Here is a 20,204-nt window from a genome sequence, read left to right on the forward strand (position 1 = left end):
CCATGAACGGGACGGCGCTGGTGCTGGGCGGCGGCGGACCGGTCGGCGGTGCGTGGCTGACCGGCGTACTCGCGGGCCTCGCCGACGGCGGAATCGACCTGACGGCCGCCGACACCGTCATCGGCACCTCGGCCGGAGCCGTCTTCGGCGCCCGCCTCGCGAGCGGCGAACCCGCCCGCGACCTGTACGAACGTCAACTGGCCGGCCTCGACCGGGTCGAGATGGGTGTCACCGCCGCACAGACCCTGCGCTTCCTGTGGGCGGCCCTCGCCACCCGCGACCCGGAACGCTCCGTCCGGCGCCTGGGCCACGCCGCCCTGACCGCGCGCACCACCCCCGCCCACGACCTCCACGACACCATACGCACCCTGCTGCGCGACGCCACCGCCTGGCCCGCGCAGACGACGCTGCGCATCACCGCCGTGGACGCGGAGACCGGCAGCGTCGAAGCCTTCGACGCGGGCTCCGGCCTCGACCTCGCCGACGCGGTCGCCGCCAGCTGCGCCGTCCCGCTGGTCTGGCCGCCCACCACCGCCCTCGGGCGACGATGGATCGACGGCGGCACCCGCTCCACCGGCAACCTCCAACTGGCCGCCGGCCACCGGCAGGTGCTGGCCGTCTCGCCCGTGCCCACCGCTGTCGGGCCGCACCCCAGCGCCCAGCAGCAGACAATGGAACTGCGCGCCGCCGGCGCGCGCACCACCCTGATCACCCCTGACACCGACGCCCGCCGCGCCATGGGACGCGACCTGACCGCCAACGCCCGGCGCCCCGCCGCCGCCCGCGCCGGCCACCGGCAGGGCACGGCCCTCGCCGCCTCGCTCGCCCGCACCTGGCCGGCGCGGCGCACGACCGGGGAGTGAGCGGCGGGGCGGATAACGGCGACGCCAACCGATCGGGCCGCCGCCCCGCCCTGCGGCACCGACGGCTGGAGCGTCAGCCGACGCGCAGCGTGAGGACCGCGGTGTGCACGCGTCCGTCGGTCTGGAACTGCAGGAAGACCCGCCAGTTCCCGGGCCTGCCAAGCAGGGCGTAGAAGGTCAGCGTCGGCCCGCCGTGATCCCCGTTGACGCGGGTGATGGGGTGGAGGTGGGCCAGCGCCTGGTCCCCCTCGTGGAAGGCGCTGAGGTGGGCGTAGCTGTCGAGGTACGGCTGCAGGTCGGTGACCGGTCGGCCGTCCTCGCTGATCGTGACGGTGAGCGGGCCTGCCCGACCGGCCGTCAGGTCGCCCCGGACGGCGACGGTGTACCCGTCGACCGTGGTGCTGTCGGTGACGGCGGGCAGAGGCGCCGGGGCCGCGTCGCCGGGCACCGTCACGGTGCGGCTGAGGACGAATTCGCTGCCCTTGCGGGGGCCGGTGTTCGGTGTGAAGGAGGCGTACAGCCGCCAGTCGCCCGGTTCGAGGGCAGCCAGGTCGGCGGCCCAGGTGCCGTCGGCGGCCATCGTGGGGTGAAGGTGCTGGTAGCCGGTGAGGTCCGAGCGGATCGCATAGAAGTGCAGTTGCTTGCCCTGGACTTCGGCGAAGTCGGTGACCGGCTTTCCGTCCGGCCCGACGACGGTGAACGGATAGCTCACCGCCTGGCCGGCCGGGAGTCCGGTGGCCCGCGAGTCGAGGCGGTAGCCGTCGCTCTCGGCGGCGAGCCCCTCTCCGGCCGGCATGCCGGGCATCCCCGCTGCGCCGGTCACGCCGGGTGTCGCCGTCGTGCCGTGGTCCATACCCGGCATTCCGGAGTGCTCGGTGTGCGCGGAGTTCGCGGAGTTCGCGGAGTTCGCGGAGTTCGCGGAGTTCGCGGAGTTCGCGGAGTTCGCGGACGAGCTTCGCGCAGGCAGCACGAGCAGGGCGATCGAACCGACGGCCAGCACGAGGGAACAGGCCCAGAGGAAGCGGTGTCCCATCCAACGATTGCTCACTGCGAACCTTTCCTGCGCCCTTCGGCCGATCAGGCCGCGATGCCCAGGAGATCCGGAAGGCCCGGCATCGATAACGGAAAGTCGATGCCTTCGCGGGGGCGGCCTTCGCGGGGGCGGCCATGGTGAAGAGTCCACCGGCAGCCGGGAGGTGTTCGGCCCCCCTTCAACCCGCTGGGCCTGTGCCCTGCCTACCGTCCCAGCTGGTCCGCCAGGGCCTCGATGGTGCGCCGCCTCGGGGTGAGGGCCGCGACCGCCGATCCGTCCGCGAAGTGCAGCCGGAACCGGGCCATCGCCTGCAGCCTCGGACGGCGTTCGATTCGCGTGACCAGGTGGCGCGGTACGTGCCACAACACCTCGCCGGCCTTCCGGATGTCGCGCGCCGAGACGAACGCGACGCGCCGGTCGGTGACCACGAGCAGCTTGTGGATCGCCGTACCGGCACCGGTCGGGAAGCCGTGCGCCAGGCTGCCCGTCTCGCCCGCGACCGCGCCGACCCTCGCCAGCCTGTTCCCGAGTTTCGCGCCCGCCCCGTCCCCCAGGCCCTTGGCCCCGGCCACCGGGTAGACGGTAGCCACGTCCAGCGTCCGCTCGCCCGCTTCCAAGAGCGGTTCCACGGCCTGGCGGTAACGGTTCACCAATTTGTCGGTCATTCGCTCAGGCTAGCGAAGATCACGAGCCGGCCGACCACCCGTACGGCGCTGCCCCGATCCCCGTGAAACGAACGGCTACCAGCGACTACGACCGGCTACCAGTGGCTGCGAGCAGCTACCAGCGGCTTACGACCGGCCCGTCGGGTTCCGGAACGCGCGGTCGGCGGGGCCCGGCACGAGGGGGGCGATGACGTGCTGGGTCGGGTTGGTGGTGTCGTCGGCGCCGTCGTCCGAGTTCACCGAGGTGGTGATCGAGCTCGTCGCCCAGGAGACCACGCCGAGGAGGATGAAGACGACGAGCAGGCCGCGTCCGGCGCCGCTCAGGACGAGCGGGCGGGTGGCCGACACCGGGCCGTCCGGCTCGCTGCCCGGCTCCTCGCCGAACAGGCGCTTGGGGTAGGCGGAGGAGAGCATCACGAAGTAGGCGGTACAGCGCATCCGGTAGCGCAGGATCGCGGTCGTCGCCTCGTACAGCGGCTGCGGCATCCGGCCGAGGACCAGCACCACGAGCCAGATCACGAACGACACCATCCACCAGCCCGCGTACAGCAGGCCCTGCACGATCGCGGCGGGGATGACGAGGATGATGCGGAAGAGGACGGCGAGCCGGTTCAGCTCGCCCGGCCGCAGTCCGACCTGCACGGGGTGGTCGGGGGCGTCGAACCGGAACGGCGGGTAGCGGTCCACGGTGAGCATCAGGTAGGCGGCGAAGCGGGTCTCGTACGGAACGAACGCGGTGAGGTAGTCCACCGCGAAGCCGGGCAGCCGGCCGAGCACCAGCGCGCCGAACCAGCCGATGACGGCGACGAAGAACGCCACCACCGACAGCACCCACACCACCACGAACTGGGGGATCAGCAGCAGCACGCGCAGCAGCACCGTCCAACGGTTCTGTGCACCGGCCGCCGGCATGTCCAGCACCGGGAGCCACTCACGGCTGACGGGGGCGGGGGGTGCCTGCCACATCCGGGCCTCCACGGTCTCGGGACGACGGGGCCCGGAGGTCGGACGGCCGGGCGTCCTCCGAAGATCGCAGCACCCCGCCCGGCCCGCGCGCCACGCTGCGCCGGACGGGTCAGCGCTTCGCAACCTGCGGGGGCCGGGTCAGTCGGGCGAGCCCGACCAGATGACGTTCTTGCGCTGCAGCCCGGAGCCGTAGTTGAACTCGACGGTGAAGGGATCCGCCGCGCCGATCGGCAGGGCGTACGCGGACAGGCCGGTCGCCTCCTGGCCCGGCGACAGGGAGCCGGCGAGGACCTTCAGCCGGTTGCTCCCGTCGATCAGCGAGTAGACGAGGCCGCCCTTGGCGTCCCTGACGAACGGCATGCCCGATCCGTACAGGGAGAGCTCCTGGGATCCGGTGTTGACGACGGTGATCTTCACCTGGATGATCCTGGCGTTCTTGGGGGCCTCGAACACCGTCTCGCTCGGCACGTACGGCACCGGCGCGGCCATCGTGACCTTCAGCCCGTCCCCGTACGTGTAGGACTGGCCGAACGACAGGCGCCGGGCCCGCTCGTCCGCGGCCGCCTTCTCCCGCTCGGCCTCGACCCTCTTCTGCTCGGCCTCGACCCGCTCCTTCTCCTTCGCCGCCCGTTCCCGGGCGGCCTGGATCGCGGCCTCGGCGCGAGCGCGTGCGGCATCCGCCTCCGCCCGCCGCTCCTCGTTGACCGCCTGCACCCGTACCACGACGAACGCCCCGGCACCGACCGAGACCAGCAGGCCGGTGACACCCAGGATCACGCCCGCGAGCGCATTCGCCCGGTTGGTCGCCACGCCCTTGCGCACGTGGCCCAGGCCGATGGCACCGAAGACCACGGCGAGCAGGGCCGGCAGCCAGGACAGCCAGAACAGGACGACGGCGAGGCCGAGGACCGTACCGACGATCCCGAGCACCATCGCCGCGGTGCCCAGGCCGTTGCGGGGCTGCGGCGCCGGCATCGGATACGGCGGCCAGTACGGCACACCCGGGGCCTGCCCGGGGGCAGCGGCAGGGGCCGGGACCTCTCCGGGGGCCGCGGCAGGTACGGCAGCAGTCGCGACGGCAGGCGTAGGCGTAGGCGTAGGCGCAGGGACCGTGGCCCCGCCCGGCGCCGGAGACTTGCCCTGACCCGGGTCCGGCGGCGCCCACGGGTTGCTGTCGGCCGACCCCTCGGCAGACTGCGGGCTGCTGTCGGCCGACCCCTCGGCAGACTGCGGGCTGTCGGGCGGGACGGAAACGGTCATACGGGATCCTTCGAGAACGTTCAGATGACGAGCGGCCGTCCAGCCCCGGGTCGAGGTCTTCCTGACGCCCCGGCGACGGCGGCCCCGGCCTCCCCGCGAGAGCGGTCACCAGCCCGGGCCGCACCCGCACGCCGGCACCCCCGGGACGGGACACCACCAGGGCCGGCGCGTGATCAACATACAGGCGCCCGGAAACGGCCCCCACACCGCGGTCCGCAGCCCGACCCAGGACCCGCAGGCGAGGTTCGTCGGCGCCCGACCGGTCAGGTAGCGCGGCGGTTGACCCCGTGGAAGCCGAGCCCGGTGAGCGCGGCGCCCGCGAGGAGGTAGAGCGCGGCGTGGTTCAGCGTGGTCGCGTCGAGCCGGATGAGGCGAACCAGCTACTCGTGACGACGCCGCCATGACGGCAGCGACGTCGTATCCATGCCATCCGCCCGCCGCCACTGAACGACGCTTCGCAATCCGCGCACGACTGACAGCGAAGCGTCATATCGGCGCGGCTTGCCACAGCGCCTGCCGATCACTCAGTTCAGCACCACGGGCGCGACAATCAGCGGCCGGCCATGGAAGGGATCCGATGGAGAAGGCCACGACCGAACGTACTGTGAACGGCGGTCCCTCGCTGCCCGGGGGCGGGATGCGGCGGGTTGCCCAGGCCCGGTCGGGTAGGCGGTCGGGCCTGGCTGAGTACCCGTACTCAGGCCGGGCGGCCGGGTCCGGCCGGAGCATGGGGGCATGCAACCAGCAGCGATACCGAGGATCGGCATCACCGCCGTCGGCTCCCATCTGCCGGCCCGCCGGCTCACCTCCGGGCAGCTCCAGGACGAGGTCACCGCGGGCGGCCGACTGGCCCTGCCGGAGCGGATGTTCGAGAAGGCGACCGGCATCCGCACCCGGCACTTCGCCGGCGACGACGAGTTCGCCTCCACCCTTGCCGTCGGCGCGGCGCGGCGCGCGCTCGCCGCTCGCGGGCTGCAGCCGCAAGACGTGGACCTGCTGCTGTTCGCCTCCGCCACCCGGGACGTGTGCGAGCCGGCCACCGCGCACATCGTGCAGGCCGAACTCGGCACGCGTGCGCACGCGTTGGACGTCAGCAACGCCTGCAACAGCTTCCTCAACGGGATCGACCTGGCCCGCGCGATGATCCTGGCCGGACGGGCCCGGCGCGCGCTGGTCGTCACCGGCGAGACGCCCAGCCGGGCGATGCGCCGCACGCCGTCCTCCCCGCAGGAGGTCCGGGACGGCTTCGCCGGCTACACCTTCGGCGACGCCGGGGCGGCCGTCGTCGTCGAGGCCGTGGAGCACGGCGGCATCCTGGAGGTCGAGACCGCCACCGCCTCGGAGCACTGGGAGGCCGGCGGCATCCCCGGCGGCGGCTCCCGGCACCCGCGCGGCGACGAGCACAGCTACTTCCGGGGCGGCGGCAAGGAGCTGCGCGGCATCTTCGAGGAGATCGGCCCCGCCGTCCTGGCCCGGCTCGCCGCCCGCACCGGCCTCGGCTGGGACGACTACGCCCGGGTCCTGGTGCACCAGGTGACGGTCCCGTACCTGGAGCGCTTCGTCGAGCTGACCGGGGTGCCGCCGGAGAAGCTGGTGCTCACCGTGCCGGAGCTCGGCAACATCGCCAGCGCCACGCTGGGCGTGCAACTCGACCGGATTCGCGGCACGTTGGCGCCCGGCGACAAGGTCCTGCTGGTCGGGCTCGGCGGCGGCGTCAGCCTGATGGCCGTGGTCTGGGAAGCGTCGTGAGGACCGACCTGTGGGTGGTGGTCCCCGCCTTCCAGGAGGAGGCCCGGATCGGGGGCGTGCTGCGCGCCCTCGCCGCCCAGCGCGACCGCGACTTCACCCTGCTCGTCGCCGACAACGGCTCCACCGACGGCACCGTCGCCGCCGTCCGCGCCTTCGCCGCCCACGCGCCGTTCCCGGTCGAGGTGGTGGTCGAGCCGGACAAGGGCGTCGGCTCGGCGGTGGACACCGCCTTCCGCCACGCCATCGCCCGCGGCGCCGCCCTGCTCGCCCGCACCGACGCGGACTGCCTGCCCGAACCCGGCTGGACGGCCGCGGCCCGGGCCGCTCTGGTCGCCTCCGGCGGCCTGGTCTGCGGCCGGGTCACCGCCCGCCGCGACGAGCACGGGCCGGCCGGGAGCGCGGTGTTCCTGGTCCTGGTCGCGCTCGGCGCCTTCTTCGGCCGGATCCGGCCCGCCCACCGCCGCCGGCACGGCTACCTGACGCCGTACCGGATGCACGCGGGCAACAACATGGCGATCACCGCCGAGCTGTACCTGGCCGTCGGCGGCATGCCCCGCCGGCCCTCCCCCACCGACCGGGCGTTCCTCAACACGGTCCGCCGCCACACCACGGCGGTGGTGCGCCGCCGCGACATGGTGGTGCAGAACTCCACCCGGCGGATCCGCGCGTACGGCGTGGTGGGCACCGCCCGCTGGTACCTGGAACGCGGCGCCGACCCGCGCCCCGTCGACGTCCGCTGAACCGGCCGGTGACAGTCGGCGATAGCCGATGACTGCTGGTGACCGGCGGTTTCCGCCGCCCCGACGTACGCCGTCCCGACGTCCGTCCTGCCGATCCCGCGCCCCGAAAGCAGCCCCTGCCGTGCTCGACCGCCTCGCCCACGTCCTGCGCACCGACCACCCCGACCGGCCCGCCGTCCTGCGCCACACCCGAACCGGCGCCATCCGACCGGTGATCCGCCGCGGCGAACTCGCCGACCTGGCCGACGGCTACGCCGCCGCGCTGCACGCCCACGGCCTGGGCCCCGGCGCGACCGTCGGCGTCGCCGTCCGCCCGGGGCCGCGCGCGCTCGCCGTCATGCTCGCCGCACACCGGCTGGGCCTGCGCATCGCCGTCCTCGACCCGACCGCCGGGCCCGACGTGCTCGCCGCCCGGCTCGCCCTGGCCCGCCCCGATCTCGTCCTCGCCGACGCGGCCGCCCAGGCCGTGGCCGGCTGGGCCGGGCCCTTCGCCCGCCGCGCCGACCTGGCGCTGCCCTGCCTCGCCGCGCTCGGGCCGGTCGCCACCCTGGGCCGCCGGCTGCCCGGCTGCGCACCGCGCCTGCGCCCGGCCGGTACCGCCCCGCCCACCGCTCCCCCGCCGGGCGACGACGACGACCGCAACGGAGACGCGGTGATCGTCTTCACCTCCGGCACCACCGCCCGTCCGCGCGCCGTCGTGCACACCCGGGACGGCCTGGCCGCCGGGCTGCGCACCGTCGCCGACCTGGTCGACCCGCGCCCCGGGACGGTCGTCCTCGGCGGGACCTTCTTCGTCCTCGTCCCGGCACTCGCCGCAGGCGCCGCCGTCGTCCTGCCCGCCCGTCGCCCCGCCGCGCTCGGCCGCCAGCTCGCCCGGCTCGCCCCCGCCCACACCTATCTCACCCCGCCGCAGCTGCGCGCCGCCCTCGCCGCCGGGGCCCGCTTCACCGGCCGGGTCTGGACCGGCTCCGCCCCCGCCGACGCCGGCCTGCTGCGCCGCGTCAAGCAGTCCGGCGCCCACCAGGCCTGGAGCGTCTACGCGTTGACCGAACTGTTCCCCGCCGCCGCGGTCGAGGAGGCGGAGAAGAGTGCGCACGGCGGGGACGGCGACCTGGTCGGCGCACCCCTGCCCGGCGTCCGCGCCCGCATCGACACCAACACCGGCACCGGCACCGGCGGTGAACTGCTGCTCACCGGCCCCGGCGCCCGGCACCGCTACCTCGGCGAGGAGCCCGACCCCTGGGTGCGCACCGGCGACCGCGCCGCCCTCACCCCGGACGGCCGCATCGTGCTCGCCGGACGCCTCAAGGACATGGTGCTGCGCCGCGCCGAGAACATCTACCCCGGCCTGTACGAACCCGCGCTGCACCTGCCGGGCGTCGAACTCGCCGTCCTGGTCGGCGTGCCGGCCGGGGACGGCGACGAGCGGCTGGTCGCCCTGGTCCAGCCGGCCCCGGGCACCGACCCGCGACGGCTGCGCGAGGACCTGCGTCGGCCGCTCGACCGGATGAGCGCGGCCCGGCCCGACGCCGTCCTGTTCGGCGAGGTCCCGCTCGCCGGCCGCTCCCGCAAGCCCGACCGCGCGGCGGCCGCCGCGCACTGCGCCCGGGAGTTGGCCCGGTGACCCACCAGCCGACCGACCAGACGACCCAGCCGACCCACCAGCCGACCCACCAGCCGACCCAGCCGCCGTCCGACCAGCCAACCCGTCCGATGCCCCCACCCGCCGCCGCCCGCCGGGCCCGCCTCCGCGACCGCCGGGTCTACCTGCGCAGCCACCCGGTGCTCTTCGCCCTGCTCGCCGCCACCCGCCGCCGCCCGGTGGTCCGGCTCGGCCGAACCGTGCTCGTGCACGGCGGCGAGGCCTACCGCGAGGCACTCACTCGGGTGCCGCTGGACCGCACCGCACCCGGCACCACCGGCGGCGCGGCGGCCGAACTCACCGACGGCGGCCTCCTGTTCGACCAGGACGGCGCCGAGCACCGCGTCGCCCGCCGCACCCTGGCCGGCGGGCTCAACGCCGCCGCGCAGCAGCGGATCCGCCCCCACTGGCAGGCGTTGCTCACCAGACGGATCCCGGACCTGGCCGACGGCGAGCTCGAACTCGTCGCCCTGGCCCGCGAACTGGCCGGTGTCACGACCGCCGCCCTGACCGGCGCGACGGGCTGCCCGCACCAGCTCGCCCACGCCGCGGCCGAGGCCGCCGCCCACGCCGCCCGCGACCACCTCCCCGGCCCCCGTCTCCGCCTGCGCCTCCGCCGCGGCGGCCCGGGCACGGCCGACGCCGCGGCCCGGCTCACCGCCCTGCTACCCGACGCGCGCGACGCCATGGTGGCCGTCGCCGCCGTGAACACCACCGTGGCCGCCCTGCCCCGGGCGGTCGCCTGGTGCGCCGACGCCGGGCTCTGGCCGGCCGTGAGCGAGGCGACCGCGCCGCGCCTGGCCGCCGAACTCCTGCGCCTGACCGCGCCGTCCCCGCTGCTGCCCCGGGTCGCCGCCGCCGACGCCACGCTCGCCGGGCACCCCGTACGGGCCGGCGACCGGCTGATCCTGGTCGCCCGGCACGCCGCCGGGGCCCACCTCCGCACCCCTGCCTACGACCCGTCCGCCGGCCACGCCACCGATCCAGCCGCCCAGCCCGCCGCCCACGCCACCGACCCGGCCGCCGCCCAGGCCGTCTTCGGCGCCGGACCGCACGCCTGCCCCGGTGCGGGCCTGGCCCGCACCCAACTCGCCGACGTGCTCCTCGCGTTGGCTCCTCACCGGCCGGTCGTCACCCGCGCCCGGGTCGACTGCCGATCCGCCCTGCCCGGCTACGCCGAACTCACCCTCCGACGGGGAAGGCCCTGATGCGCGTCTCGATCACCGGCGCGACCGGCTTCTGCGGCGCCCACCTCGCCCGCACCGCTGCCGCCCTGGGCCTGGACGTCACCTGCCACGGCCGCCGCCCCGGCCCGGTCGGCCGCCACTCCCCCTGGGACGCCACCGCGGGCGAACCCGACTTCACCGGCGCCGACCTCGTCGTCCACTGTGCCGCCGCCGTCGCCGACCTGCCCCCGGGTCACCCCGCCGAAGCCCACCAGCACGCCGTCAACGTCACCGGCACCGAGCGCGTCCTGCGCGCCGCCGCCGGCCGCCCCCTCGTCCACGTCAGCAGCGCCAGCGTCTACGACCCGCGCACCACCGGGAGAACAACACCCGCCCTCACCGAGGACCACCCCACCACCGCCGGCCACCTCAACGCCTACGGCCGCACCAAGGCCGCCGCCGAACGACTCGCCCTCGCGGCCGGCGCCGTCGTCCTGCGCCCCCGCGCCGTCTACGGGTACGGCGACCCCCACCTCGTCCCGCAACTGCTCGTCCGCGCTCGGCACGGCGTGCTGCCACTGCCCGGCCCCGACATCCCGCTCAGCCTGACCGCCGTCGCCAACCTCACCGACGCCTGCCTGGCCGCCCTCGGCCTCACCGGCACCCCGCCCTGGCCGCCCGGCGCCTACAACATCGCCGATGCCACCCCCTACCGCCGCGACGACGCCCTACGCCACGTCCTCACCGCCCACCGCCTCCCCGCCCGCATCGCCCACCTCCCCGCCCCTCTTGCCCGCCTCGCCGCCCGTACCGGCCGCGTCCCCGGCCTCACTCCCTACACCGTCGACCTCCTCACCCGCGGCGTCGTCCTCGACCTCACCCGCGCCCACGCCCAGGGCTGGCACCCCGCCCACGGCCTCGCCGACTACCGCTGCCCCCGCCTCGACCGCTGATCGGGCCGAAGGGACAGCGCCCCGACGGGTCCGTCGGCGTGGGGTCGAGGGGGAGCGGCCGGGGCGTCGCATAGTCGGAAGGCCGATGACACCTTCCGATCATGAGACGAGACGATGATGCGTCTGCCCCGCCGACCGGCCGTCACCATGGCCGTCGCGCTGCTCCTCGCCCCCGCAGGCTGCGGCTCCCCGACGGCGCCGTCGGCGGCCGGCCGGAGCCCCACCGTCGCTGCGCCCGCCGGTGCCACCGCCACCCCGTCCCCGACCGGGCCGCGGGCGTTCACCCTGGTCGCCACCGGCGACGTGCTGCCGCACACCGAGATCATCCGGCAGGCCAAGGAGGACGCCGGCGGGGACGGATACGACTTCCGCCCGATGTTCGCCGACGTCAAACCGCTGATCAGCGGCGCGGACCTCGCCATCTGCCACATGGAGACCGTCTACGGCGCCGACGGCGGGCCGTTCACCGGCTACCCGGCGTTCAAATCTCCGCCGCAGGTCGCTGCCGCCCTCAAGGACGCCGGCTACACCGCCTGTGACACCGCCTCCAACCACACCCTCGACGACGGCCCGGACGGCATCCGGCGCACGCTCGACGCCATGGACGCCGTGGGCCTGGCGCACACCGGCTCCGCCCGCGACGAGGCCGAGGCCGGAAGGCCCGCGCTGCTCCGGGCCGGCGGCGCCACCGTCGCGCACCTCGCCTACACCTACGGCACCAACGGAATTCCGCTGCCCACAGGCCGGCCCTGGGCGGTGAACCTGATCGACCGGGACCGGATGCTCGCCGACGCGCGCGCCGCCCGGGCGAGCGGTGCGGACCTCGTGGTGGTGAGCATCCACTGGGGCACCGAGTGGCAGGACGCGCCGAACGACCAGCAGCTCACGCTGGCCCGCGAACTGGCCGCCGGGCAGGGCGCGGGCCGGCCCGACATCGACCTGATCCTCGGCACCCACGCCCACATCCCGCAGGCCTACGAGAAGATCAACGACACCTGGACGGTGTACGGCCTCGGCGACCAGCTCGCCGGGCACATGTTCACCTACGACGGCGCCGAGGATCCACGCGGCAACTGGAGCTCCATCGCCCGGTTCACCTTCGCCCCGCCGGGCGCGCAGGGGCAGCGGTGGACGGTCGCCAAAGCCGAGTTCATCCCCCAGGTGACGGACCTCGGGCCGCCCTACCGCGTCCTCGACCTACGCCAGGCCGCCCGCCGCAACCCCGGCCGCGCCGACTACGCCCGGGCCCTGGAGCACATCCGCTCGGCGGTGCTCAGCCGGGGCGCCGCCACGTCGGGGCTGGCCATGGTCCCCTGAACCCGGTGGCGGCCCGCGGGCCGCTATTGCTTTCCGGCAGGGTGGAGTGGATGAGCCTTTCAGCTACTGAAGCGACCGAGTTCCGGAGGTGGTGTTCACACCGACGGCGGACGGCATTCGAACCCGAGAGCCACGGATCGACGGTGCGGGATCGGCGTCCCGGTGCCGGGCGGCACGGGCCCGGAGGTCGACGACTGCTCCGCCCGCACCAACCCGGCCGCCGACACCGGCGGTCCCGCTTGGTTCGAGACCGCGTCGGGAGGAGAATGATCAGGTGCCGGAGCCGAGCTGAGGCTGCGGTCGGCGTGGCTCTCATGCCGTGGATTGAGACGAGGGACAGCACCGATGGCAACAGGCGTTGTGAAGTGGTTCAACGCGGAGAAGGGCTTCGGCTTCATCCAGCAGGACGATGGCGGCCCGGACGTGTTCGTCCACTTCTCCGCGATCCAGGGGTCGGGCTTCAAGGAACTGGTCGAGGGCGAGGCCGTCGAGTACGGCCTCGTGCAGGGTCCCAAGGGGCCACAGGCGGAGAACGTCACCCGTATCAGCTAGGGATCTTCGACCGGGCCGGAATGCCTGGTCAGGGCCCGTGCACAAGGCACAGGGGTGTCCTCGAAGCCGTCCGACGGCTTCGAGGACACCCCTGCGTGTTGTGGGGCGGGCAGCGGCAGGGCGCCGGCCCGGCCCGGCCCGGGAAGCGTGCGCGGCAGCGTCAGTGGCCCGCGCCGGGGCTGCGGTCGTCCAGCACCACCCGGGGCCGATTGTCCGGGCCGTCCGGCGTGCCCGTTCCCGGCCGGGTCGCATTGACGACCTCGGCGATCCGCTCGTACGCGGTCACGGCCAGCGACCACGTCTCGATGCTGCGCTCGGCGTCCAGGCCCCGGTGCACCGTCGTGTGCAGGGCGTTGAGCAGCGCGACCGCACTGCGGCCGGACAGGACGGTGTCGGGGTGCTTGTCGAGGTCGGTGCCGCCTCGTTCCCAGTCGCGGCGCTGGTCGCGGTCGGTGCCGGCCGGGTCGGTGAAGTGCGGGTTTCGGTCGTCGGTGCCTGCGGTGCGGACCTGACCGGCGAGGAAGTCCCAGGTGTGCGGGTGGCAGGCGATGACGAGCTTGTGGACGGCCGAGGCCTTGCGCAGGGTGGCGACGTGGGCGGGCCAGGCCATCGTGGGCGGGATGAGGTCGCTGGTGCCACCCGCCGGCGGCCGCAGCGGAGCCCCGGCCGTGGTGGTGCGGGCCTGCTCCGGCGCGGCCGACGTGTCGGCGGCCGGTTCCTGGGGCGCGGGGGAAGCGTGGAGTTGCTCGGCCAGGACCTGCCGGATGTAGTCGCGTACGGCCGGGGGGACGTCTTCGGCGCCGGGCCGGGGGGTGGGCTCGGTCATGGCTGGTTCCTCCGTGCTGGTGGTGATGGTGGTCGGGTCCGGGGCGGGGCCCGGAACGGAGTCGTCGGCCTCGAGGCGGGCGGGGACGAGGTCCTGCTCGTCGAAGGCACCGGGGCCGGGTTGCGCCGCGGTGGCGTCGGGTTCCACCAGCTGCTGCTGCGCGGCTGGTGCGCCGAGGCGATCGGGGTGGCCGGGGTGACCGGCCTGAGCGAGGTCGAGGCGGGCCTGGGCGAGGTCGGCGAGGAGTTCCTCGATGCGGTGCTGCTGCGCGGAGTTGTCCTTGCGGAGCTTGGCGGCCTCGGTCTGCTCGGCGCGCAGGACTCCGATGAACCGGTCGCCGTGCTCGGTCAGTTCGGCCCGAACGGAGGCGAGCAGTCCGCTGATCATCTCCTGGTACCGGGCGGGGAGCCCGTCCAGTTGCGTGCGGACTTCGGACAACTCGGTGACCAGCGATTCGACGTTCCGGCCGGTCTTCGTTACGGGCACTGGCTCTCCCGGGTATCGCGGGCCTTCCCTCGGCCGCGGCGCACTCAGGGTGGCGGTCCGGCTGAGCGCCTTTCCCGAAGATCGGACGGTCTGTCCGGAACACGATCGACTACTGTCCGAAAGCGCCTGGCTACCGAACGATTGTGCGGCGAGGCGTCGATCCTGGACAACGCACGGCGGATCCCGCTCGCCCGCTCGGCCGGACCGTTCGCGTCACCGGGCGGCCCGCAGAAGTTGGCCACTCGGCCGACGGCTGCCTGCCATCATCCCGCTGAGTCCCAGGCCTGTGCCCGGGACGTGAGGCGATGGAGGGGCGCGATGGACGCGCGGATCAGGATCACCGGCGGCGACGAGGTGCGGGAGACGGCGGAGCTGTGGGACTGGCTGCGGCGCGAACGCGCGCTCGCGGGGCTGGTCCGGGCCGTCCCGACCCCGCCCGCCGACGGGGAGTTGGGCGGGGTCCATGAGGTCCTGGAGGTTGCCCTCGGCGCCGGCGGCGCGGGCGCGGTGGTGGCCAGGGCGCTGGAGGTCTGGCTGCGGACCCGGCGCTCGGACGTGACGGCCGAGGTGACGACGATGAGTGAGCCGCCCGAACCACCCGCGTTCGCCGACTCCCGGGCCATCCTGATCGGCACATCACCGCCATCCCGGACCCGGCCAACCCGGCTTCGCAGGTGCCGGTCCTGCGACGGCTCGCCAAGGGGACCCGGGACGACCTGCTGCACGCCGGCCGCCGTGGCCGGCAGCGACTGTCTCCAGCAGACGACCGGGAAGGTGACGGACAAGCAGACGAAGGACGGCACCGGCACCGACTTCGACCTGACCATCGCCCGCGATTGGGCCCACGCCGACACCTCCACGGTCGACCAGGCGTTCTACGACGCCGTGGCGACCGGCTCGCAGGTGAGCCTGAAGCTCTGGAAGGGCCGGGTGATGGAGATCTCCCAGCAGGGCCACCGCTACGTCGTCGAGTACACCCCTTTCCTCGCCTGCGCGCGGGATCCTTCCGGCCGTCAGCCGAGTTGGAGTTCGTGAGCCGGCCCCGCAGCCGCGGGGCCCGGGCAGCGGACGAAGGGGGACGAGGGCGGGATGGGGAGCGGAACGGCGCCGGACAACGCGGCGCAGCGGCGGGTCGAGGCGGTCCTGGAGGAGGTCACCGGCTCCGGTGCGGAGCTCGGCGTGCAGGTGGCCGCGTGGCTGGACGGTGAGCTGGTGGTGGACGCCTGGGCGGGCGCGGCCGACCGGGCCGGGGACCGGCCGATGGGGCCGGACACGCTGGTGCCGGCCTGGTCGATCGGGAAGGGGGTGGCGGCCGCCCTGGTGGCGGTGCTGGTGGACCGGGGCGTGCTGGCGTACGGGGACCCGGTGGCGCGGTACTGGCCGGAGTTCGGTGCGGCCGGCAAGGAGCGGATCACGCTGGGCCAGGTGCTCTCCCACGTGGCCGGGCTGCCGCAGCTGCCGGCGGACGTGACGCCCGAACGGCTGCTGGACCTTCCGGCCACGGCCGCCTGGCTCGCCGGGCAGGAGCCGCTGTGGAAGCCGGGCAGCGCGGTCGGCTACCACGCCTGGACGTACGGGGTGCTGGTGGCCGAGATCCTGCGCCGCGCCACCGGCCGGGGCTGCGACGAGCTGCTGCGCGAGGAACTGGCCGGGCCCCTCGGGATCGCCGACGACCTGCTCTTCCACGCCCCAGAGCACCTGCTGCCGCGGGTGGCCACCTGTGACGACGGCGGCTGGGCGGCTCGGCTGGAGGGGATCCCGGCCGGAGCTCCGTTCTTCGTCTGCGCCCCGCGCGCCGTGCTCCCCGTGGCCGGGCTGGCCAACCGCGCCGACTTCCGGCGCACGCCGCTGCCGGCCAACGGTGTGATGACCGCGCGTGCGGTCGCCCGGCTGTACGCGGCGCTGGCGGGCGGCGGTGAGCTGGACGGGATGCGGCTGCTCTCGGGACCGGCCCTGCGGGAGGCGACCACGGTCCGCGCGAGCGGCGTGGACCGGATGCTGGGCATCCCGTGGACGATGGGCTACGGCTTCCTGATCGGGGACGCCTCCTCGCCGCCGGTGCGTCCGGCGGGCGGCTTCGGCCACAGCGGGTCGGGCGGCAGCACGGCGTTCGCCGACCCGGCGCACCGGTTCTCCTTCGCCCTCGTCAAGAACCGGATGACCACCGGCGGCCTGGACGCCCGACTGGCCGCCGAGATCCGCACGGCGCTGGGCATCGCGGACGGCTGAGGACACGACGGGCCGCCGGGCCGCCGCATCCCCGGCGGCCTGTGCGGCCCCAGCGGCGCGTCGTCGGCGGCGGGGGAATTCCGGCGGCTTCCGATCTGCCGGTCCGTCACAATCCCGGAACGTCACTTCCTGCTGATTATCCGGGTGCGCGATTCGGCGAGTGCCGCGACCGATTCCTGTTCACTCCCCCCTCCCCCGCAGGTCGCTCCCCGAACACGGATCGCCGGGGCGAACCGTCGTTCCCACGAGGGGACGACCGGTTTCCGGCAGGGAATCTCGTACGGAATCCGATACGGAATCAGGCCCGGGAGCCGACCATTGTGCGCAAACACAGGCGGGTCGCGTCAGACTCCCAGTTGATCTTCTGAGATGCTGTTCCTGTCCGCCGTTCACGACTTCGAACGGCGGGCGTCCGCAGTACCGGGTAGTCCGCCCGGGAAGCCCACGGAGAGAACGGAACATCATGAAGCCATCCGTGCTTGTCGTGTCCACCGACCCCCAGGGGTCCGCCGTCGTCTGGGCGGAGAGAGTGGGCGACAACCTGCCCTTCGACTTCATGGCGGCGCACGACCATGCCGAACAGCTGATCCACCTCAAGAACACCGGCGCGAAGATCCACGTCATCGCCAACCAGAAGGGCGGCGTGGGCAAGACCACCACCACGGTCAACCTCGCGGCGTGCACGTTCGACGTCCTCGGCGAGAAGGACGAGTACGAGCACATCTTCATCGACACGCCGGGCACCCTGGCCGACGAGGAGATCCTGCGCCGGGCCCTGGAGATAGCGGATGACGTCCTGGTCCCGATGATCACCGAGCCGCTGTGCTTCGACCCGACGGCCCGGACCATCCAGAAGGTCATCGAGCCGATGAACATCCCCTTCCGGATCGTCATCAACAACTGGGACCCCCGGGACGGCCGCGCCGACCTCGAGGACACCGAGGCGTACATCGCGGCGAAGGGCTGGCCGCGTGCCAAGACCGTCCTGCGCCGCTACAAGATCCACTCGCGGGCGGTCGCCGAAGGCACCGTCGTCACCCAGTACAAGGAGAGCGGCACCGCCTACCGGGCCCGCGAGGACTTCTTCCGGCTGTCCCTCGAGCTCGGGTACGGAGGCCGCTGATGGCAGGCCGTCGCGTCTCCTTCGCCTCGATGGCCACCGACCCGGTCGTCGACGCCCCCGGCGTCGACAGCGCCAACTCCGCGGCCAACAACACCCCGGCCCGGTGGATCCCCACCGCCAACTGCCTCCCCAACCCGCGCAACCCCCGCGACGAACTGGGCGACCTCTCCGACCTGGCGAGCATCAAGGACCGCCAGCTGCAGAGCTGCCTCGCCGTCACCCCGGCCGCCTACCTGCGGCTGTGGCCGGAGGACCGGCAGGCACTCGGCGCGGGCCCGCAGGACGTGGTCGTCGTCAACGGCAACCGCCGCCGCGCCGCCGCGCAGCTGTACGGGCGCGAGCAGCTGCTCGTCGTCGTCGACGACACGGTGGCGGAGTCCAAGGCGACCCTGCTGCGGGCCGCGCTCGACGAGAACATGGCGCGCAAGGACTTCGACCCGATCGAGGAGGCCAACGCGGTCCTGCTCATCGTGGCGCAGTACCCCACCGCCAAGGAGGCCGCCGAGGCCGAGGGCTGGTCCCAGAGCTGGATCTCGCACCGCAAGAACCTGCTGAAGCTCCACCCCGAGCTGCAGCGCCAGGTGCGGGCCAAGGCGCGCGGCGAGGAGGGCGTCTCCATCAACGTCGCGCGCCGGCTGGGGTCGGTGAAGGGCATCGAGGAGATGTCCCTGGCCCAGCAGACGTCGGAGCTGGAGCAACTGCTCCAGGCCGACGCCGACGCGGTGGCGGCCAAGCGGGCGGCGAGGCTGGAGGCGAAGGCCGCGCCCAAGGCCACTCCTGCCGTCGCGCAGGCTCCGCAGCCGGTGGTCACATCTGCACCGGCCGCCCAGCCGACCGCTCAGCCGGCCGCCCGGCCGGTGGCGGAGGCGGCACCGTCGGCGGCGGCACCGGCTGCGGCGGAGCCCGCGGCCCCCGCCGCACCTCGGCCGGAGCCTGCTCCGCGCAGTCCGCTGCCGGACGCCGAGCCCGCCACGGACACCGACCGATTTTCCGCGGAAAATTCCGAGCCGCTCCCGATGCCGGAGCAGCGGGCCGTCGTCCCGTCGTCGGACGAAGCGCCGTCGGCCGCCACTCCGTCGACGGAACTCGGCAACGTCGACTGGCACGACGTCGAGGAACTGGCAGACGCCATCTGCCGCACCCTCTCGGCCGACGAGGCCTACCGCCTCGCCGACGCCCTGGCCAACCGTCTGCTGACGACCAGCAGCTGACACGTGCGTGGTGTCCCGCCTTGCCCATCGGGTGAGGCGGGACACCACGTCTCTTTGAGGCCCCGGCGGGGCATTCCGACCGGCGCCTCCATCGCATGCCTCTCGGAGACTGGGCGGGCCATCCCGAGCCACGGCGCCGGACCCATGACACGATGCCAGTCCTCCCCGCGCCCGCAGGGGCCGACCGCATTCGTCATCCGGCCCAGCCCCGGCCGCCTCGTGAGAGGATCCTGCCGATATTTCTGCGCGAGGAGGCACACGGTGGACGACCGCTCGAAGCATGACCACTCCGGATGGGAGGAGGTCGTGCTCGCGGCCCGCGAGCGTGCCCGCTCGCGGCAGGCCCACATGGTCGAGCGGTTCGGGCTCTCGGGGGATGTGCAGTACCACTGGTCGATGGACGATGCGCAGATCGCGTGGTCCCACGCCGGGAAGGTGTTCCTCACCGGCCGACTCACGATGATCGGCAGCGTCAGCCTCGCCCAGCAGTCCTGGCTGTGGTCCTGGGCGAACGGGTCACTGCCGCAGGCCGTCCTGGGCGACATCGAGCGGGTCCGGCAGTTCGGCGAGGCGAACGACTACCCCGTCCTGCCGTGGCCGGGCTTCGACTACCACCCCGAACTCGTCGCCGAGGCCCGGATGGTCGCGGCATCCGTGCTCGACGCCGAGGGCCTGTGGGCGGAGTCCCTGGATGACGTACAACTCCACTTTCTGGTCCACGACTTGGTACTCGCCGGCTGAACGACGGTCACGGGCCCAGCGGCACTCGGCACTGCCCGGTGCCGTGGACGTGCCTGGAACGCCTCACCCGGTGCGGACCCAGGCAGTGAAGTCGTCAGCGAGTCCGGGCGGGTTGGCCGCCTCGGTCCGGCGGGCGATGGCCTCGTAGTACTCCAGCTCGTGGAGGATCACGGGCACCGGCCTGCCGATGGTGTTCTCGATGACGCCCTCGTCGTGGAGGTCGCGAGCGAGCTGCACGCACGTCTGGTTGAAGTTGGCCTCGATCAGTGCGGCAGTCGGCCCGACGGTGGTCATCCAGTCGTCGGGGTGGGCGGGGTCGTCGTACCAGAGTCCGAGGTCGGCGATCCACCGGTGGCGGGCTGCGGCTCCGTCGGGGTCTCGGGTGAGGTCGCCGATGACAGTGAGCTCGTTCTGGAGCCAGAAGGCGTAGTTCCAGCGGGCTTCTGCCTCGTCGGAGGCGTTCGCGATGCTGCGTCGGAACTGAGCTTCGGTGTTGAATCCGATGGTCAGCGTGGGCTGTCGCGGGTCGTCCCGCTCGTTGTCGACGAAGAACGAGAGGACGTAGATGTCCGCTGCCTCGGCAGCCGGGATCGAGCTGATCGCTCGCGTGGCGAGGGTTCGGAGATGGTCCTGGAAGGTCACGGGGTCGGAGCCTTTCGAGTGCGGAGCCGGATGCCCGGTT

At 73.9% G+C, this 20,204-nt stretch carries 19 protein-coding genes; 13 read left to right on the plus strand and 6 right to left on the minus strand.

The features are described 5' to 3' along the window. Positions 1 to 2: 2 nt before the first annotated feature. Positions 3 to 863 (plus strand): patatin-like phospholipase family protein, encoded by an 861-nt coding sequence (locus ACZ51D_RS18885; RefSeq protein ID WP_465662906.1) that lies wholly within the window; start codon positions 3 to 5, stop codon positions 861 to 863. A 73-nt stretch (positions 864 to 936) separates the two neighbouring features. On the opposite strand, the gene ACZ51D_RS18890 is transcribed toward ACZ51D_RS18885, so the two are convergent. The 4 genes from ACZ51D_RS18890 to ACZ51D_RS18905 all read right to left on the minus strand — a co-directional run bounded on the left by ACZ51D_RS18890 (position 937) and on the right by ACZ51D_RS18905 (position 4,502). Then, positions 937 to 1,911: a hypothetical protein gene (locus ACZ51D_RS18890; RefSeq protein ID WP_465625031.1), complete on the minus strand. Its 975-nt coding sequence runs from the start codon at positions 1,909 to 1,911 to the stop codon at positions 937 to 939. Positions 1,912 to 2,099: 188 nt separating this feature from the next. Then, a complete protein-coding gene (locus ACZ51D_RS18895; protein WP_360504768.1) occupies positions 2,100 to 2,561 on the minus strand; it encodes a hypothetical protein in 462 nt (153 codons plus the stop codon). Between the two features lie 126 nt (positions 2,562 to 2,687). Continuing rightward, positions 2,688 to 3,527, minus strand: coding sequence for a DUF4389 domain-containing protein (locus ACZ51D_RS18900; protein WP_465662908.1), 840 nt, complete (start codon positions 3,525 to 3,527; stop codon positions 2,688 to 2,690). A gap of 138 nt (positions 3,528 to 3,665) precedes the next feature. After that, positions 3,666 to 4,502, minus strand: coding sequence for a DUF4190 domain-containing protein (locus ACZ51D_RS18905; protein WP_465662910.1), 837 nt, complete (start codon positions 4,500 to 4,502; stop codon positions 3,666 to 3,668). Positions 4,503 to 5,522: 1,020 nt separating this feature from the next. Here ACZ51D_RS18905 and ACZ51D_RS18910 point away from each other — a divergent pair. The 7 genes from ACZ51D_RS18910 (at position 5,523) to ACZ51D_RS18940 (ending at position 12,906) form a co-directional block, all read left to right on the plus strand. Beyond that, the gene (locus ACZ51D_RS18910) at positions 5,523 to 6,536 is read left to right on the plus strand and encodes a 3-oxoacyl-ACP synthase III family protein (RefSeq protein ID WP_465625025.1); all 1,014 of its coding nucleotides are present in this window, start codon (positions 5,523 to 5,525) and stop codon (positions 6,534 to 6,536) included. After that, entirely contained in the window at positions 6,533 to 7,276 is a 744-nt protein-coding gene (locus ACZ51D_RS18915) for a glycosyltransferase family 2 protein (RefSeq protein ID WP_465625023.1), read from the plus strand. The genes ACZ51D_RS18910 and ACZ51D_RS18915 overlap by 4 nt, the downstream gene beginning before the upstream one ends. 121 nt (positions 7,277 to 7,397) lie before the next feature. Next, positions 7,398 to 8,900, plus strand: a complete 1,503-nt coding sequence (locus ACZ51D_RS18920; RefSeq protein WP_465662912.1) for an AMP-binding protein — start codon at positions 7,398 to 7,400, stop codon at positions 8,898 to 8,900. Beyond that, positions 8,897 to 10,126, plus strand: coding sequence for a cytochrome P450 (locus tag ACZ51D_RS18925; RefSeq protein ID WP_465662914.1), 1,230 nt, complete (start codon positions 8,897 to 8,899; stop codon positions 10,124 to 10,126). The genes ACZ51D_RS18920 and ACZ51D_RS18925 overlap by 4 nt, the downstream gene beginning before the upstream one ends. Further along, complete coding sequence (locus ACZ51D_RS18930) at positions 10,126 to 11,037, plus strand: NAD-dependent epimerase/dehydratase family protein (RefSeq protein ID WP_465662916.1); 912 nt, start codon at positions 10,126 to 10,128, stop codon at positions 11,035 to 11,037. Before ACZ51D_RS18925 ends, ACZ51D_RS18930 begins: the two co-directional genes overlap by 1 nt. Before the next feature lie 114 nt (positions 11,038 to 11,151). Further along, positions 11,152 to 12,354, plus strand: a complete 1,203-nt coding sequence (locus tag ACZ51D_RS18935; RefSeq protein ID WP_465662918.1) for a CapA family protein — start codon at positions 11,152 to 11,154, stop codon at positions 12,352 to 12,354. 345 nt (positions 12,355 to 12,699) lie between these two features. Beyond that, entirely contained in the window at positions 12,700 to 12,906 is a 207-nt protein-coding gene (locus ACZ51D_RS18940) for a cold-shock protein (protein ID WP_360504783.1), read from the plus strand. Positions 12,907 to 13,066: 160 nt separating this feature from the next. On the opposite strand, the gene ACZ51D_RS18945 is transcribed toward ACZ51D_RS18940, so the two are convergent. After that, entirely contained in the window at positions 13,067 to 14,218 is a 1,152-nt protein-coding gene (locus ACZ51D_RS18945; RefSeq protein WP_465662920.1) for a hypothetical protein, read from the minus strand. Positions 14,219 to 14,536: 318 nt separating this feature from the next. On the opposite strand from ACZ51D_RS18945, the gene ACZ51D_RS18950 reads away from it, so the two are divergent. From ACZ51D_RS18950 to ACZ51D_RS18970, 5 genes are all read left to right on the plus strand, one after another. Further along, the gene (locus ACZ51D_RS18950; RefSeq protein ID WP_465625011.1) at positions 14,537 to 15,253 is read left to right on the plus strand and encodes an effector-associated constant component EACC1; all 717 of its coding nucleotides are present in this window, start codon (positions 14,537 to 14,539) and stop codon (positions 15,251 to 15,253) included. Between the two features lie 54 nt (positions 15,254 to 15,307). Next, positions 15,308 to 16,447 carry a serine hydrolase domain-containing protein gene (locus tag ACZ51D_RS18955; RefSeq protein ID WP_465662922.1) on the plus strand — a complete coding sequence of 380 codons (1,140 nt, stop codon included), beginning with the start codon at positions 15,308 to 15,310 and terminating at the stop codon, positions 16,445 to 16,447. Positions 16,448 to 16,931: 484 nt separating this feature from the next. Continuing rightward, positions 16,932 to 17,570 carry a ParA family protein gene (locus ACZ51D_RS18960; protein ID WP_360504791.1) on the plus strand — a complete coding sequence of 213 codons (639 nt, stop codon included), beginning with the start codon at positions 16,932 to 16,934 and terminating at the stop codon, positions 17,568 to 17,570. Then, positions 17,570 to 18,781, plus strand: a complete 1,212-nt coding sequence (locus tag ACZ51D_RS18965; protein ID WP_360504793.1) for a ParB/RepB/Spo0J family partition protein — start codon at positions 17,570 to 17,572, stop codon at positions 18,779 to 18,781. The genes ACZ51D_RS18960 and ACZ51D_RS18965 overlap by 1 nt, the downstream gene beginning before the upstream one ends. Before the next feature lie 261 nt (positions 18,782 to 19,042). After that, positions 19,043 to 19,522, plus strand: a complete 480-nt coding sequence (locus ACZ51D_RS18970) for a DUF6882 domain-containing protein (protein ID WP_465662924.1) — start codon at positions 19,043 to 19,045, stop codon at positions 19,520 to 19,522. Positions 19,523 to 19,585: 63 nt separating this feature from the next. Here the strand turns inward: ACZ51D_RS18970 and ACZ51D_RS18975 are convergent, their stop codons facing one another. Beyond that, positions 19,586 to 20,164 carry a hypothetical protein gene (locus ACZ51D_RS18975; protein ID WP_360504796.1) on the minus strand — a complete coding sequence of 193 codons (579 nt, stop codon included), beginning with the start codon at positions 20,162 to 20,164 and terminating at the stop codon, positions 19,586 to 19,588. Between the last annotated feature and the right edge of the window lie 40 nt (positions 20,165 to 20,204).

The sequence above is a fragment of the Kitasatospora sp. NPDC033851 genome (genome assembly GCF_055576085.1).